The 15,407-nt window shown below is 67.8% G+C and carries 12 protein-coding genes; 5 read left to right on the forward strand and 7 right to left on the reverse strand.

What is annotated here, in order from left to right:
• Positions 1-61 precede the first annotated feature (61 nt).
• Positions 62-1,114 (forward strand): class I fructose-bisphosphate aldolase, encoded by a 1,053-nt coding sequence (locus tag D1793_RS06230; protein WP_119021383.1) that lies wholly within the window; start codon positions 62-64, stop codon positions 1,112-1,114.
• 78 nt (positions 1,115-1,192) lie between these two features.
• Here D1793_RS06230 and tkt read toward each other — a convergent pair whose 3' ends face one another.
• Positions 1,193-3,187, reverse strand: coding sequence for a transketolase (gene tkt, locus D1793_RS06235; protein WP_119021384.1), 1,995 nt, complete (start codon positions 3,185-3,187; stop codon positions 1,193-1,195).
• A gap of 228 nt (positions 3,188-3,415) precedes the next feature.
• Between tkt and metK the strand changes: the two genes are divergently transcribed.
• Together metK and ahcY are read left to right on the forward strand one after the other, a co-directional pair.
• Entirely contained in the window at positions 3,416-4,636 is a 1,221-nt protein-coding gene (metK, locus tag D1793_RS06240; protein WP_119021385.1) for a methionine adenosyltransferase, read from the forward strand.
• A gap of 102 nt (positions 4,637-4,738) precedes the next feature.
• Positions 4,739-6,148, forward strand: a complete 1,410-nt coding sequence (gene ahcY / locus D1793_RS06245) for an adenosylhomocysteinase (RefSeq protein ID WP_119021386.1) — start codon at positions 4,739-4,741, stop codon at positions 6,146-6,148.
• Between the two features lie 187 nt (positions 6,149-6,335).
• Here ahcY and D1793_RS06250 read toward each other — a convergent pair whose 3' ends face one another.
• On the reverse strand, positions 6,336-7,271 hold the full coding sequence (locus tag D1793_RS06250) for an AEC family transporter (protein ID WP_119021387.1): 936 nt from the start codon (positions 7,269-7,271) through the stop codon (positions 6,336-6,338).
• A 180-nt stretch (positions 7,272-7,451) separates the two neighbouring features.
• On the opposite strand from D1793_RS06250, the gene metF reads away from it, so the two are divergent.
• Positions 7,452-8,294, forward strand: coding sequence for a methylenetetrahydrofolate reductase [NAD(P)H] (gene metF / locus D1793_RS06255; RefSeq protein WP_119021388.1), 843 nt, complete (start codon positions 7,452-7,454; stop codon positions 8,292-8,294).
• A 105-nt stretch (positions 8,295-8,399) separates the two neighbouring features.
• Here metF and D1793_RS06260 read toward each other — a convergent pair whose 3' ends face one another.
• The 5 genes from D1793_RS06260 to uraH form a co-directional block, all read right to left on the reverse strand.
• Positions 8,400-10,595, reverse strand: coding sequence for a TRAP transporter permease (locus tag D1793_RS06260; RefSeq protein ID WP_119021389.1), 2,196 nt, complete (start codon positions 10,593-10,595; stop codon positions 8,400-8,402).
• A gap of 91 nt (positions 10,596-10,686) precedes the next feature.
• Entirely contained in the window at positions 10,687-11,670 is a 984-nt protein-coding gene (locus tag D1793_RS06265; RefSeq protein WP_119021390.1) for a TAXI family TRAP transporter solute-binding subunit, read from the reverse strand.
• 220 nt (positions 11,671-11,890) lie between these two features.
• Positions 11,891-12,625: a GntR family transcriptional regulator gene (locus tag D1793_RS06270; protein WP_119021391.1), complete on the reverse strand. Its 735-nt coding sequence runs from the start codon at positions 12,623-12,625 to the stop codon at positions 11,891-11,893.
• Between the two features lie 161 nt (positions 12,626-12,786).
• Positions 12,787-13,986 (reverse strand): urate hydroxylase PuuD, encoded by a 1,200-nt coding sequence (locus D1793_RS06275; RefSeq protein WP_119021392.1) that lies wholly within the window; start codon positions 13,984-13,986, stop codon positions 12,787-12,789.
• A gap of 93 nt (positions 13,987-14,079) precedes the next feature.
• Entirely contained in the window at positions 14,080-14,433 is a 354-nt protein-coding gene (gene uraH, locus D1793_RS06280; protein ID WP_119021393.1) for a hydroxyisourate hydrolase, read from the reverse strand.
• A 146-nt stretch (positions 14,434-14,579) separates the two neighbouring features.
• Between uraH and uraD the strand changes: the two genes are divergently transcribed.
• Positions 14,580-15,110, forward strand: coding sequence for a 2-oxo-4-hydroxy-4-carboxy-5-ureidoimidazoline decarboxylase (gene uraD / locus D1793_RS06285; RefSeq protein WP_119021394.1), 531 nt, complete (start codon positions 14,580-14,582; stop codon positions 15,108-15,110).
• The last annotated feature ends 297 nt before the right edge of the window (positions 15,111-15,407 follow it).

Below are 15,407 nucleotides of genomic sequence, written 5' to 3' on the forward strand. Positions count from 1 at the left end.
GGGTACGGTCATCCACTACGCTGGGAAGAGCGACGTCAACCCGACCAAGGAGAGGAACGCCATGACCGATATCGCCAACTGGCTCGGCGACGAGGCCGAGTCCCTGCTGACCCACCAGTGCCGGGGCATCCCCCGGGAGAGCCTCTATCTGCCGGGGCCCGACTTCGTCGGCCGGGTGGTGGCCGACAGCGACCGCGGCCCCGCGGTGATGCGCAACCTGCAGGCGCTGTTCGACCACGGCCGCCTGGCGGGCACCGGCTACCTCAGCCTGCTGCCGGTGGACCAGGGCATCGAGCACTCCGCCGGGGCCTCCTTTGCGCCCAACCCCGCCTACTTCGATCCGGCCAATATCGTCGAGCTGGCCATCGAGGGGGGCTGCAACGGCGTGGCCTCGACGCTGGGCGTGCTGGCCTCGGTGGCGCGGCGCTACGCCCACCGCATCCCGATGATGCTCAAGCTCAACCACAACGAGACCCTGAGCCATCCGGCGATCTTTGATCAGACGCTGTTCGCCCAGGTCGAGCAGGCCTTCGACATGGGCTGCGTGGCGGTGGGGGCGACCATCTACTTCGGCTCCCACGAGAGCCGCCGCCAGATCATGGAGATCAGCGAGGCCTTCGCCCGGGCTCATGAGCTGGGCATGGTCACGGTGCTGTGGGCCTACCTGCGCAATCCGGCCTTCAAGCTCGAGGGCACCGACTACCACGTGGCGGCGGACCTCACCGGCCAGGCCAACCACCTGGCGGCCACCCTCAAGGCCGACATCGTCAAGCAGAAGCTGCCCGAGACCAACGGCGGCTACCGGGCCGTCGGCTTCGGCCACACCCACGACCGGGTCTACGACGCCCTGACCACGGATCACCCCATCGACCTGGCCCGCTACCAGGTGGCCAACTGCTACATGGGGCGCGCCGGGCTGATCAACTCCGGCGGCGGCTCCAAGGGGGCCTCCGACCTGGCCGAGGCGGTGCGCACCGCGGTGATCAACAAGCGCGCCGGTGGCATGGGGCTGATCTCCGGGCGCAAGGCCTTCCAGAAGCCCATGGGCGAGGGCGTGGCCCTGCTGCACGCCATCCAGGACGTCTACCTGGATCCGACCGTCACCGTCGCCTGAGCGCCGTCTCGACCCCACGGGCATGAAAAAGGGCACGGCCTCTCGGCCGTGCCCTTGATGTTGCGTACCTCGCGACGCTCAGCCCTCGAGCAGCTCGCTCGCCTGCTTGACCACGTTCTCGACGGTGAAGCCGAAGTGCTTGAAGAGATCGCCGGCCGGGGCGGATTCGCCGTAGGTGCTCATGCCGATGATGCGCCCCTCCAGGCCCACGTACTTGTGCCAGTAGTCGCGGTGGCCCGCCTCGATGGCGAGGCGCTTGGTCACCGCCCTGGGCAGCACGCTCTCGCGGTACTCGGCCTCCTGGCCGTTGAAGCGGTAGGTGGAGGGCATGGAGACCACGCGCACGGCGCGGCCCTGGGCCGCCAGCTCGGCGGCGGCGTCCATGGCCAGGCCGACCTCAGAGCCGGTGGCGATCAGGATCAGCTCCGGGGTGCCCTCGCAGTCCTTGAGGACGTAGCCGCCGCGCTGGATGTTGGCCAGCTGCTGCTTGGTGCGCGCCTGGTGGGGCAGGTTCTGGCGCGACAGCACCAGGGCGGTGGGGCCGGAGTTGCGCTTGAGGGCGGCATCCCAGGCCGCGGCGGTCTCGGCGGCGTCGCAGGGGCGCCAGGTCGAGAGGTTCGGCGTGGAGCGCAGGCTGGTCAGCTGCTCGATGGGCTGGTGGGTCGGGCCGTCCTCGCCGAGGCCGATGGAGTCGTGGGTGAAGACGTAGATGGCGCGCTTGCCCATCAGTGCGGCCATGCGCACGGCGTTGCGCATGTACTCCATGAAGATCAGGAAGGTGGCGCCGTAGGGGATGAAGCCGCCGTGCAGCACGATGCCGTTCATGATGGCGCCCATGCCGAACTCGCGCACCCCGTAGTGCAGGTAGTTGCCGTCCGGGGTCTCCGGGGTGATCGCCTTCGCACCGTCCCAGAAGGTCAGGTTGGAGGGGGCCAGGTCGGCGCTGCCGCCGAGCAGCTCGGGCAGTTGCGGGCCCAGCTCGTTGAGGCAGTTGAAGGAGGCCTTGCGGCTGGCGATGGTCTCGCCCTTCTGCTGGGCCTGCTCGATCAGCGCCTCGCTCTTGAGCTCGGCGGGCAGCTTGCACTGCATGCGGCGCAGGAACTCCCGGGCCAGCTCAGGATGCTCGGCGCGGTAGCGCTCGAAGCGCGCCTGCCACTCGCTCTGGGCGGCGCGGCCCGGCTCGCGAGCGTCCCACCCCTGGTAGATCGACTCGGGGATATGGAAGGGGGCGTGGGGCCAGTCGAGCTGCTTGCGGGCCAGGGCCACCTCCTCCTCGCCCAGCGGGGCGCCGTGGCACTCCTCCTTGCCCTGCTTGTTGGGGGAGCCGAAGCCGATGATGGTCTTGCAGATGATCAGGCTCGGCCGGTCGTCGTGGCTCTTCGCCAGCTCGATGGCGGCCTTGATCTCCTCGGGCTTGTGGCCGTCGACGTTGGGCACCACGTGCCAGCCGTAGGCCTCGAAGCGCTTGGCGGTGTCGTCGGTGAACCAGCCCTCGACCTCGCCGTCGATGGAGATGCCGTTGTCGTCATAGAAGGCGATCAGCTTGCCGAGCTTCTGGGTGCCGGCCAGGGAGCACACCTCGTGGGAGATCCCCTCCATCAGGCAGCCGTCGCCGAGGAAGCACCAGGTGGTATGGTCGACGATGGTGTGGCCCGGGCGGTTGAACTGGGCGGCCAGGGTCTTCTCGGCGATGGCCATGCCCACGGCGTTGGCCAGGCCCTGGCCCAGGGGGCCGGTGGTGGTCTCGACGCCTGGCGCATAGCCGAACTCCGGGTGGCCGGCGGTCTTGGCGTGAAGCTGGCGGAAGCTCTGCAGCTCCTCGAGGCTCAGCTCGTAGCCGGTCAGGTGCAGCAGCGAGTAGAGCAGCATGGAGCCGTGGCCGTTGGAGAGCACGAAGCGGTCACGATCGGCCCACTTGGGGTCTTCCGGGTTGTGCTTGAGGTAGTCGTTCCACAGCACCTCGGCGATGTCGGCCATGCCCATGGGCGCGCCGGGGTGGCCGGACTTGGCCTTCTGGACGGCATCCATGGAGAGAGCGCGAATGGCGTTGGCCAGTTCGAATCGTGACGGCATTGGAGAGCTCCTCGCCTGCGGCAGAATAAGGGTAGTGGCCACCGCCGGCGGACAGCGGGGCATGCAGTCTGGCTGGGTGAGTCGCCGCGGGACGCGTGCGGCGCGATGGAATTCGGTGTCATATTGTCGCCGACTTGACGCCCGGCATCAAATCGTGGATGCCCCGCCAGGCCCCAGCGTGTAGACTCTTGCCCCCTAAAGACTGCTTCACACTCGGTCGAGGACGCCATGAGCGAATACTCCCTGTTTACCTCCGAATCCGTCTCCGAGGGTCATCCCGACAAGATCGCGGACCAGATCTCCGACGCGGTGCTCGACGCCATCATCGCCCGCGACAAGCAGGCTCGGGTGGCCTGCGAGACGCTGGTCAAGACCGGCGTGGCCATCGTCGCCGGCGAGATCAGCACCTCGGCCTGGGTCGACCTCGAGGCGATCGTGCGCGAGGTGATCACCGGCATCGGCTACACCTCCTCGGACGTGGGGTTCGACGGCGAGACCTGCGGCGTGCTCAACCTGATCGGCAAGCAGAGCCTGGACATCGCCCAGGGGGTCGACCGCAGCAAGCCCGAGGATCAGGGCGCCGGCGACCAGGGGCTGATGTTCGGCTACGCCACCAACGAGACCGACTCCTTCATGCCGGCGCCGATCCACTACGCTCATCGCCTGGTGGAGCGCCAGGCCGAGCTGCGCAAGCACGGCCTGCTGCCCTGGCTGCGCCCCGACGCCAAGAGCCAGGTCACCTTCCGCTATGACGACCAGGGCAAGCCCTGCGCCGTGGACGCCGTGGTGCTCTCCACCCAGCACGATCCGGGCATCGACCAGGAGGAGCTGCGCAAGATGGTCAAGCGCGAGATCATCGAGCAGGTGATCCCCGCCGAGTGGCTCTCCGAGCACACCCGCTACCACATCAACCCCACCGGCAAGTTCGTGATCGGCGGCCCCGTGGGCGACTGCGGCCTGACCGGGCGCAAGATCATCGTCGACACCTATGGCGGCATGGCGCGCCACGGCGGCGGTGCCTTCTCCGGCAAGGATCCCTCCAAGGTGGACCGCAGCGCCGCCTATGCCGGCCGCTACGTGGCCAAGAACATCGTCGCCGCGGGCCTGGCCGACAAGTGCGAGATCCAGGTCTCCTACGCCATCGGCGTGGCCGAGCCCACCTCGGTCTCGGTCAACACCTTCGGCACCGGCAAGGTGGATGACGAGCGGATCATCGAGCTGGTGCGCGAGCACTTCGACCTGCGCCCCCATGCCATCACCCGCATGCTCGACCTGCTGCATCCCATGTACCAGCTCACCGCGGCCTACGGCCACTTCGGTCGCGAGCCCTTCGAGACCTCCTACACCTGGACCGACCCCCAGGGCCAGGAGCACACCGAGACCTTCACCGCCTTCCCCTGGGAGAAGACCGACCGCGCCAGCGCCCTGCGGCAGGCCGCCGGCCTCTGAGCCCGGCGACGCGCTTCGCCCCCCTCTGACGCCCGGCCTGCGCCGGGCGTCGTCGTTATGGCTATAGTGAAGATCACCCCATTCCCTGCGAAGAGGTGATCCATGAACCAGCCTGCCTTGACCACGCCCGCCCGCCAGGACTTCAGGGTGGCCGACCTCGCCCTGGCCGCATGGGGGCGTCGCGAAATCCGCATCGCCGAGACCGAGATGCCGGCGCTGATGGCGATCCGCGTCAAGTATCGCGATGCCCAGCCGCTGGCGGGGGCGCGCATCGCCGGCTGCATCCACATGACCATCCAGACCGCGGTGCTGATCGAGACCCTCATCGATCTGGGGGCCAGCGTGCGCTGGTCGTCGTGCAACATCTTCTCCACCCAGGACCACGCCGCCGCGGCCATCGCCGCCGCCGGCATCCCGGTGTTTGCCTGGAAGGGGGAGACGGAGACGGAGTTCTGGTGGTGCATCGAGCAGACCGTGGCGGGTCCCGACGGCTGGACCCCCAACCTGGTGCTGGATGACGGCGGCGACCTCACCGCCCTGCTCCACGACAAGTATCCCGAGCGGCTCGACGCCATCCACGGCATCAGCGAGGAGACCACCACCGGGGTGCATCGGCTCGAGGAGATGCTGCGCGACGGCCTGCTGCGGGTGCCGGCCATCAACGTCAACGACGCCGTCACCAAGTCGAAGAACGACAACAAGTACGGCTGTCGCCACTCGCTCAGTGACGCCATCAAGCGCGGCACCGACCACCTGCTGGCCGGCAAGCAGGCGCTGGTGGTGGGCTACGGCGACGTGGGCAAGGGCTCGGCGGCCTCGCTGCGTCAGGAGGGAATGATCGTCAAGGTGGCGGAGGTCGACCCCATCTGCGCCATGCAGGCCTGCATGGACGGCTTCGAGGTGGTCTCGCCCTACCGGGAGGGCATCAACCGCGGTCGCGAGAGCATCGACCGGGCGCTGCTCGGCCGCATCGACCTGGTGGTCACCGCTACCGGCAACATCGACGCCTGCGATGCCGCCATGCTCGAGGCGCTCAAGCCGGGAGCGGTGGTGTGCAACATCGGCCACTTCGACAGCGAGATCGATACCGCCTTCATGCGCCGCCAGTGGCACTGGGAGGAGGTCAAGCCCCAGGTGCACAAGGTCTACCGCGACAGCACGCCGGGGGATTTCGATCCCGAGAGCCGCGACTACCTGATCCTGCTCGCCGAGGGGCGGCTGGTGAACCTGGGCAACGCCACCGGCCACCCGTCTCGGGTAATGGATGGCTCCTTCGCCAACCAGGTGCTGGCGCAGATGCACCTCTACCAGGGACGCTTCGCCGACCTGCCCGAGGAGGAGAAGCCCGAGGCGCTGGCGGTCACGGTGCTGCCGCGCCACCTGGACGAGGAGGTGGCCCGCTACATGGTGGAGGGCTTCGGCGGGGTGATCACCCGCCTGACCCCGGCCCAGGAGACCTACAGCGGCGTGCCGGCCGAGGGCCCCTACAAGCCCGACAGTTATCGCTACTGATGCCTGGGTCTATCACGCCATGATCCATCGTTCGAGGCTTATCCAGCGACAAGCCTGCGAGCGGGGCCGGCCTTCCGGAGGCGCTGTGAATACCTCCCTGTACGCTACCGATGCCATCCCTGGCGGAGGACCTCCTCTTCGGCTTGTCCCTGGCGCCTCTTCCGGTGTCTGGCTGAGGGTGACGTAATCACAGCCCGGTCAGGCGCATCATCAGCGTCAGGTAGAGCGGTATCAGCAGCGGCGCGGCCAGGGTGGTGGCCAGCACGGCCAGCGCCCCCTTGGCCGGGGCGATGCCGAGCTCCATGGCCACCACCACCACGTTGGCGGCCATGGGCACCACCCCCAGCAGCAAAAGCGCCATGGCCATCTCCCGGGAGAGCGGCACCAGGGCCTGCAGCCCCAGCACCGCGGCCAGCGCCAGCAGCGGCCAGGCCACGCAGCGCACCGCCACGCAGGCCCCGATAAAGCGCCCGTCCACCTCCCGCAGGCTCACCCGCCCCAGCGTCATGCCGATGATCATCATCCCCAGCAGGGTGTAGGTGGCCGGGAAGACCGCCAGCCCCTCCATGGCCGCCGCCGGTACCGCAAGGCCGAGGCCGCTGACCAGCAGTGCCGCCAGGAAGGCGTAGACCAGCGGCAGCCGCAGGATCTTGGCCAGGCTCTCCGCCACCGAGAACTGCCCCCGCGCGGAGAGATAGAAGCCCACGGTGAACTCGTAGAGGGTGATGCCCAGCACGCAGAAGAGGTAGAGGGTCACCCCCTCGGGGGGCAGCAGCACCATGGCCACCGGCAGGCCGAAGTAGCCGGTGTTGCCGGTGCCGGCCGAGAAGGCCAGCAGGGCGCTCTCCTGGGGGGCGAAGGCGCGGCGCGTCAGGCGGTGCACGACCACCGCCAGCAGGCTGGCGGTGGCGAAGGCGGCCAGGGTCAGCAGCAGGTAACCGGGCGTGGGGCCGCCCAGCACCAGGCCGCGGAAGAAGGTCAGCGGCGCCACCAGGTAGATGAGCAGGGTCGCGATGGGGCGCGGGTCCACGGAGAGGCGGCGGGCGGCCAGCCAGCCCAGCAGGATGTAGGCCAGCAGGGTCCAGAGCGGGCCCATCAGCGTGGTGGGGTCGAGGGCGGTCATCGGGTCTCCCTGTCGGTCATCGGCTCCCTGTCAGAGCGCATCATGCCTGCCGATGACGTCGCTGTCAGCGGCCCAACATGAATGAAATTGATACAGGCACACCGGAACTTTCATTGGTCGCCGGCGCCGGCCCTCGTCAGAATGGTGGCCAATCACGACCGACAACACAGAGGTGCCACCATGAGCGCGCAGGAACATCCGCTGGGTATCAGCTTCGAGTTCTTTCCCCCCAACACCGAGGCGGGGCGCGAGAAGCTGGTTGGCGTGCGCGACGCCCTGGCCGCCCGCGGGCCGCGCTTCTTCTCGGTCACCTACGGCGCCGGTGGCTCCACCCAGGACCGTACCCTGACGACCGTCCGCCAGGTGCGCGAGAGCGGCATCTCCACCGCGCCGCACCTCTCCTGCATCGGCAGCGAGAAGCAGCCGCTGCGCGAGCTTTTGGCCCGCTACCGCGAGGAGGGCATCGACAGCCTGGTGGCCCTGCGTGGCGACCTTCCCTCGGGCATGGGGGGCATCGGCGAGCTGCGCTATGCCAACGAGCTGGTGGAGTTCATCCGCGAGGAGACCGGCGACCACTTCGAGATCGCCGTGGCCGCCTACCCGGAGTCTCATCCCCAGGCGCCGAGCCTGGAGCGGGACCTGGCGAACTTTGCCCGCAAGATGCAGGCCGGCGCGAACCTCGCCATCACCCAGTACTTCTTCAATGCCGACGCCTATTTCCACTTCGTCGAGCGGGCCCGCGCGCTGGGGGTCGAGGCCCCCATCGTGCCGGGCATCATGCCGATCACCAACTACGCCAAGCTGGCGCGCTTCTCCGACGCCTGCGGCGCCGAGATCCCGCGCTGGATCCGCAAGCAGCTCGAGGCCTACGGCGACGACAGCGCCTCCATCGCGGCCTTCGGCGAGGAGGTGATCTCGCGCCTCTGCCAGCGCCTGCTCGACGGCGGTGCGCCTGGCCTGCATTTCTACACGCTGAACCAGGCCGAGCCGAGCCTGAAGATCCTCGACAATATCGTCGGCTGAGCCTCGGCTCGTCGGCTGCCAACGCAACGGGGCCCCGCCATGGCGGGGCCCCGTTGCGTTTCCGGCTGGGTTGGCGGAAGGCCGCCCCGCAGGGCGGCAGCAGGGTCAGCCGCTTTCGGCCGCCTGCGGTGCGCCACTGCCATGCAGCTTGCGCTGCATCACGAACAGCGCGGCGCCGATGGCGAGGCCGGCCACATCCGTGTAGATGCCGCCATAGATCATGAACATGGCGCCCACGAACATCACCAGGCGCTGCCACAGCTTCACCGGCCCGAAGAACCAGGCCTGTACCACGCCCGCCAGCAGCACGATGCCCAGGGTGGCGGTGATGCCGACCCGCAGGATCTGCGGCCAGGTGCCTTCCATCAGCATCGCCGGGCTGTAGAAGAACATGAAGGGCACGATGAAGGCGGCCAGGCCGATCTTGAAGGAGGCCACCGAGGTGCCCATGGCGTTGTCGCCGGAGATGCCGGCCGCGGCGTAGGAGGCCAGCGCCACCGGCGGGGTGATCGCCGAGACCACCGCGAAGTAGAACACGAAGAAGTGCGCCACCAGCGGCTGGATGCCGATGTTGATCAGGCCCGGGGCGACCACCGAGGCGGCCACCGCATAGGCCGCCGTGGTCGGCATGCCCATGCCCAGCAGGATCGAGATCAGCATGGCGAAGATCAGCGCCAGCAGCTGGCTGACCCCGGCCAGGCCCAGCAGCAGCGAGGAGAAACGCGCGCCGACGCCGGTCAGCGAGATCACGCCGACGATGATGCCCGCACAGGCGCACACGGCGATGATCTGGATCGACATGGTGCCGGCCAGCTGCAGCGCCTTGAGGATCTCGCGGATGCCCATCTTGTTGGGGGAGATCCAGCTCACCACGGCGGCCGCGGCGGTGGCCAGGGTGCCGGCGCGGATCACCGAGTAGCCCATGAAGAGGGCGGCGATCAGGATGATGATCGGCGCGAACAGGTAGACCTGCTTGACCAGCTTCGAGAACAGCGGGATCTCGTCCTTGCGCATGCCGCGCATGCCCTTGCGGGCCGCCTCGAAGTCCACCATGCAGTAGACCGAGAGGAAGTAGAGGATGGCGGGGATCAGTGCCGCGACGGCGATCTCGGTGTAGGGGATGCCGGTGATCTCGGCCATGATGAAGGCACCCGCGCCCATGATCGGCGGCATGATCTGCCCGCCGGTGGAGGCGGCGGCCTCGATGGCGCCGGCGCTGCGGCCCGGATAGCCCACCTTCTTCATCAGCGGGATGGTCAGCGAGCCGGTGGAGACCACGTTGCCGGCGCTGGTGCCGTTGATCATGCCCATCAGGCCGGAGGCGAAGATGGAGACCTTGGCGGGGCCGCCCCGGGCGCGGCCGGCCGCGGCGAAGGCGAAGTTGACGAAGTAGTCACCCACCTTGGAGGCCTGCAGGAAGGCCGCGAAGATGATGAAGAGGATGATGTAGGTCGAGGAGACCGCGGTGGTCGGCCCCAGGATACCGGTGTCGGTGTAGAGCTGGCTGAAAAAGCGGTTGAACGACAGCCCCGGGTAGCCCAGGAAGCCCGGCAGGTAGGGACCGGCCCACACATAGGCCAGGAACAGCGCGGAGATCACCACCAGTGCCATGCCGGCCACGCGGCGGGTCAGCTCGAGGATCAGCAGCGAGCCGGCCAGGGCCGCATAGGAGATGCCGATGGGGGCGAAGGAGGTGCCGGTGGAGGCACGCAGCGGCGTGCCGAAGATCAGGATCAGGTAGCCCGCGACGCCCATGGCGCAGAGCATCAGCACCAGGTCAGGGGGCGAGAGGCGCTCGCGCACCTGGCGGTAGGTCCAGGAGAGCAGGATGGCGGCGCTGGTGGCGAAGATCAGCGGATAGCCGTAGTGCCAGGCCTCGAGCGCCGGGTCGATGCGCATGGCGCCGCCCGCGATCATCTGGTTCATGCGCCAGACCTGGAAGAGCGCATAGCCGGCGGGTATCAGCAGCGCGTAGCTGATCCAGCCGAGCCAGACCGGCGACTGCTTGACGCTGCCCTCGCCGGCGAAGCGGGTGCCGGTGTAGAGCGCGAAGCCGAGGATCAGCGCACCGGCGATGTGCACGATGCGGAACGACCAGGTCTCCATCGGGTAGACGTTGAGGGAGACCAGGTGGAAGGTGGCGTAGATGATGGCCAGGGCGCCGAACAGCAGCCACTGCCAGCCGACGTAGAGGCGCCGGTTGGACTCGACGATCTCCTCGTCGATGCCCTCGGCGATCGTCTCGGGCGCGTGAGCGGCGGGGTCCTCGTCGCCGTGGCGCGGGTCGGGAGTATGGTTCATGGGACGTTTACCCTTGGATGGGGACGGCTTGGGGACGACAAGCCCCGCGCCGGCACTGCCGGGGCGGGGCGGGATGTGCCAGTGGGCGGGCTTAGTGGATCAGCGACTCGTCGATCTCGTAGCCGTTCTCCTGGTACCAGCGCGCCGCACCCGGATGGAAGGGCAGCACGGTGTTGTGCACGACGTTCTCCGGGATGGAGGTCTCGGCGGAGCGGTGCACGTTACGCATCTTGTCGTTGTTCTCCATGGTCACCTTGGTGACTTCATAGATGAAGTCCTCCGGCAGATCGCAGCGGGAGATGGCGAAGTTCCACATGGAGACGGCGCGGGCATCCTCCTCCAGGGTGCTGTAGGTGCTGGCGGGAATCCAGAACTCGGAGACCGGGAAGTTCTCCAGCACGGTGTCCATCTCCTCCTCGGTGAACTCGATGATGTTCACGTTGGTCTGCACCTCGAGCTGGCTGACGGCCGGGATCGGGATGCCGGCGGCGAAGGCGATCACGTCCAGCAGACCGTCCTGGAGCTGGCCGCCCAGGTCGGACCAGCCGCCGTTGCGGCGCTGGAAGTCGACGCCCAGGGTCTCGAGGATGGCCGGGAAGTAGGTGTCGGAGGTGGAGGCCGAGGGGCCGAAGCCGATGCGGGCGCCATCCGGGATGTCGGAGATGCTGGTGATGCCGGTGCTGGACAGCGCGGTGATGGAGAACGGGGTCTCGTACATCGGGAAGAGCGCGCAGACGTTGTCCATGGGCACGCCGGGGGCCAGCGGGCTCTCGCCCTTCACCGCGTCGGAGGCGGGGCCCATGGTGGTCAGGCCGAAGGAGATGTCGCCGGTATGCACCAGTGCCAGGTTCTGGGTCGGGCCGCCGGTCACCTCGCCGCCGCCGGAGATGCCGAGCTCGTCGGCGACCAGGTTGGCCCAGCCGGAACCGTAGACGTAGTAGGTGCCGCCCTGGCTGGCGGTGCCCACGGTGAAGTTGGAGGGCCAGTCGCTGCGGTCGGCCTGGGCGGCCGCGGCGGCGACCAGCAGAGAGCCGGCGACGGTACCGGCGAGAAGCTTGGTGGAGAGGTGACGCATGGCGTGACTCCGTTGCATGTTGTCGTTGGTAAACCGGGCCCCGGGGCTGAACTGCACCCCGAAAGTTGGACATCCAATCCAACCTTCGGGGTGTTTTTATGAGCAATCGCGATTGCTCATAAAAACACCCCGAAGGTTGGATTGGATGTCCAACTTTCGGGGTGCAGTTCAACTCAGGTCCGGGGCGCTGTCGTTGCATGGGGCAGGCGGACGCGGCCCGTCAGCGCCCGAAGATGCTGTGCAGGTCCGGCGCCTCCTCGGTCTCCTCGATGATGGAGAGCGACGCCTCGATGGCCTTGAGGTGGCGGCTCATGAAGGCCGCGGCGCGCTCGCCGTTGCCCGCCTCCAGGTAGCCGATCAGGTCGTCGTGGTCGTGGGACTCGCAGCCCAGGTGCCCGGCATTGCCGTAGACGGCGAGGATCAGCGAGGAGCGCGAACAGAGCCGGCCGACGAATTCGGCCAGGGTGGCATTGCCGGAGAGCTGGGCCAGTCGCTCGTGGAAGGCCGCCGAGAGCTTGATGGCGGTGCTCTGCTCGCCGGCCCTGAGCGCCTCGCGCTCGCGGCGCGCCATGTCCCTCAGCTCGCTCGCCTCCTCGGTGGTGATGCGCCGGGCCACCTCGGGCATCAGGCCGCACTCCACCATCTGGCGGGCATCGAAGACATCCTTGGCCTCGTCGGCGGTGGGGCGCGTGACGCTGGCCCCGCGGCGGGGCGTCAGGGTGACCAGCTGCTCCAGCGCCAGGCGCTGCAGGATCTTGCGGATACCGGTGCGGCTGACGCCGAACACCTCGGAGAGCGCATCCTCGCGCAGGCGGGCACCGGGCTTGAGACGATGCTCGATGATCGCATCGCTGATCGACCGGTAGATGACCTCGTGGCGCTCGGCACCGTCACCGTCCTTGCCGCGGCGCGGGGAAGACGGCCGGTGTTCGGGCTCGGGCTGGCGCTGATTCATGCTGGCATACCTCCCCTGCCTTCACTGATGGCATGCATTGTATACGCCGGATGCCCCCTTATACGACTGCCCGATACGCCTTGACCCGCCGGGAGGGCGGGTCAAGGCGTGGCGCAGGGTGAAGAACGAGCGGAGGGGCAAGGCGACCGGCGCCGCCGCCGTCACTGTGACCAGGCGGCGATGGCCTCGCGCTCCTCGTCGGTCATGCCGGTCATGTTGCCCAGCGGCATGTAGCCGCTCGCCACCACCTGCTGGATCTGGGCACGCTGGGCGGCGGTCTGCTCGGGAGAATCGTAGGCGACCCCGGCCGGCGGCGCGTTGAAGCCGGGCTGGGTGGGCCGGCTGGCGTGACAGGCCACGCAGCGGGTCTCCATGATGGCGTGGACCTCCTCGAGGCTCACCGCGGCACGGTCCGGATCGGCGGCGGGTGACGGCGCGGGGGCGGCGATCCAGAACGCCAGGGCGATCAGCGCCACGCCGGCCGCCGGATAGGCCGGCTTGATGCTGCCGGCATGCATCAGCACGAAGAACTGACGAATCAGGGCCCCGGCGAAGATGAACAGCGACATGATCACCCAGGCCTGCTCGTGGGAGTAGGCGAAGGAGTAGTGGTTGCTGATCATCAGCAGCACCACCGGCAGGGTGAAGTAGGTGTTATGCACCGAACGCTGCTTGCCGCGCTTGCCGTCCAGGGGGTTGGGGGCCTCGCCCGCCTTCATGGCGGCGACCATGCGGCGCTGGCCGGGGATGATCCAGAAGAAGACGTTGGCGGACATCGCCGTGGCCATCACCGCGCCGGTGATCAGGAAGGCGGCGCGGCCGGCGAAGAGCTGGGTGCTGAGCCAGGCCACCACGACCATCATCACGGCCACCGCGATGCTCAGCAGGCCGTCCCGGGTCATGTCGGGGCTGATGCGCTTGCACAGCTCGTTGTAGACCACCCAGCCGCCGACCAGGAAGAGCAGCGCCAGCACGTTGGCCTGCCAGCCGCTCATGGTGGCGGCCCACTCCCAGCTGGCATTGGGGTTGACCAGATAGAAGCTCGGGTTGGCCATGTAGAGCAGCACGAAGAGCGCGAAGCCCGACAGCCAGGTGGTGTAGGACTTCCAGAACGACCAGTGCAGGTCATCGGGCAGCTTGGCCGGCGCCGTGGCGTACTTCTGGTTGTGGTAGAAGCCGCCGCCGTGCACCGCCCACATCTCGCCGAAGACCCCCTTGTCGCGGTCCTCGGCGGCCTTGGGTTTCTTGAGGCTGTTGTCCAGCATCACGAAGTAGATCGATTCGCCGATCCAGGCGATGGCCGCGATGACGTGCAGCCAGCGCAGCATGAAGTTGGCAAAGTCCAGCAGATAGGCTTGCATCAGGGGAGCCTCGACTCATGGCATTGTTGTTGGTGACCGAAGGTCAGCCTTGGTCTTGAAAACTGGCGAGTGCCGCCAACGCTCGGGATGAGGCTAGCTGCCGCGGTAGGTGGAGTAGCCATACGGCGAGAGCAGCAGCGGCACGTGATAGTGCGCCTCGACATCGGCCACCCCGAAGCGCAGCGGGATCACGTCCAGGAAACGCGGTTCCTCGGCCTCGACGCCCTGCCGGCGCAGGTAGTCGCCGGCGTGGAAGACCAGCTCGTACTCGCCGCGGCAGAGCTCGTCGCCTTCGAGGATCGGCGCATCGCAGCGCCCGTCGTCGTTGGTGACGACCTCCTTCAGGCGGGTACGGCCGCTGGCGTCCAGGCGATAGACCTCGATGCGAATGCCCTCGCCGGGCAGGCCCCGGGCGGTATCCAGTACATGGGTGGTCAGGCGTCCCATTGTCTCGACTCCCTTAGGTGTGGGTTGATTGGCGGGTTGGATAGACGGCGGAGGATTTTCCTGACAACATTTTTAGACCTTAATGGAGTACATTTCAAAACATTTTTTGTATACATTTATCCAACACCCCCAACCGGAGCTTCTCCATGACCCACAACAACACGCTGACCCCGCGCCCCAGCGAGCTGGACAGGGCCGCCTTCGTCGCCGGCTACGGCGAGATCTACGAGCACTCCCCCTGGGTCGCCGAGCTGGCCTGGGAGCGAGGCCTCACCGAGGCCCATGATCGCCCCGAGGCCCTGGCCGCCCTGATGGGCGAGATGCTGGAGGGCGCCTCCCCCGAGCGCCAGCTGGAGGTGATCCGCGCCCACCCGGACCTGGCCGGCAAGGCGGCACTGGCCGGCACCCTCACCGACGACTCCACTCGCGAGCAGGCCGGCGCCGGCCTCGACCAGTGCTCGCCGGAGGAGCTGGCCCGTTTCGAGCGGCTCAACGAGGCCTACAAGGCGAAGTTCGGCTTTCCCTTCGTGATGGCGGTGAAGGGCAGCGACCGCTTCGCCATCCTCGACGCCTTCGAGGTGCGCCTGGAAAACACCCCGGCCGAGGAGCGCCGCACCGCGGTGGAGCAGATCAATCGCATCGCCCTGTTCCGCCTGCAGGCCCGCGCGGAGGGCTAGGGCTCTCCTTCACCCCACGCTTCGCTCGGCGCCCCTGATGCCAGCCCCGCGGCTTCCTCCGCGGGGCTTTTGTCGTTCTGGCTTGCCCCCTGCACTCGATCACGACATGACCAAACGGTCAATAGATGGCGGATAACCCGCTGATCAGCAAGGGATCCGGAAAATGAGTTCCGGGAAATCATCCAGATGTCTTTCAAACGGAGTCATATTGTGTACATTTAACGACATGGATTGGCCTCAATCACGATAACAACCGGCCAGCCTCACGACCCGCACGCCAGCACCGACAACAACCCA

It is taken from the genome of Halomonas sp. JS92-SW72, assembly GCF_003547075.1.
Lineage (GTDB): Bacteria > Pseudomonadota > Gammaproteobacteria > Pseudomonadales > Halomonadaceae > Halomonas > Halomonas alkalicola.

What these genes read in the sequence shown, in the direction of transcription:
- D1793_RS06260 (WP_119021389.1), bottom strand. Translation starts at nt 10,595, where the DNA reads ATGAACCATACTCCCGACCCGCGCCACGGCGACGAGGACCCCGCCGCT.
- D1793_RS06230 (WP_119021383.1), top strand. Translation starts at nt 62, where the DNA reads ATGACCGATATCGCCAACTGGCTCGGCGACGAGGCCGAGTCCCTGCTG.
- uraH (WP_119021393.1), bottom strand. Translation starts at nt 14,433, where the DNA reads ATGGGACGCCTGACCACCCATGTACTGGATACCGCCCGGGGCCTGCCC.
- uraD (WP_119021394.1), top strand. Translation starts at nt 14,580, where the DNA reads ATGACCCACAACAACACGCTGACCCCGCGCCCCAGCGAGCTGGACAGG.
- metK (WP_119021385.1), top strand. Translation starts at nt 3,416, where the DNA reads ATGAGCGAATACTCCCTGTTTACCTCCGAATCCGTCTCCGAGGGTCAT.
- metF (WP_119021388.1), top strand. Translation starts at nt 7,452, where the DNA reads ATGAGCGCGCAGGAACATCCGCTGGGTATCAGCTTCGAGTTCTTTCCC.
- tkt (WP_119021384.1), bottom strand. Translation starts at nt 3,187, where the DNA reads ATGCCGTCACGATTCGAACTGGCCAACGCCATTCGCGCTCTCTCCATG.
- D1793_RS06265 (WP_119021390.1), bottom strand. Translation starts at nt 11,670, where the DNA reads ATGCGTCACCTCTCCACCAAGCTTCTCGCCGGTACCGTCGCCGGCTCT.
- D1793_RS06270 (WP_119021391.1), bottom strand. Translation starts at nt 12,625, where the DNA reads ATGAATCAGCGCCAGCCCGAGCCCGAACACCGGCCGTCTTCCCCGCGC.
- D1793_RS06250 (WP_119021387.1), bottom strand. Translation starts at nt 7,271, where the DNA reads ATGACCGCCCTCGACCCCACCACGCTGATGGGCCCGCTCTGGACCCTG.
- ahcY (WP_119021386.1), top strand. Translation starts at nt 4,739, where the DNA reads ATGAACCAGCCTGCCTTGACCACGCCCGCCCGCCAGGACTTCAGGGTG.
- D1793_RS06275 (WP_119021392.1), bottom strand. Translation starts at nt 13,986, where the DNA reads ATGCAAGCCTATCTGCTGGACTTTGCCAACTTCATGCTGCGCTGGCTG.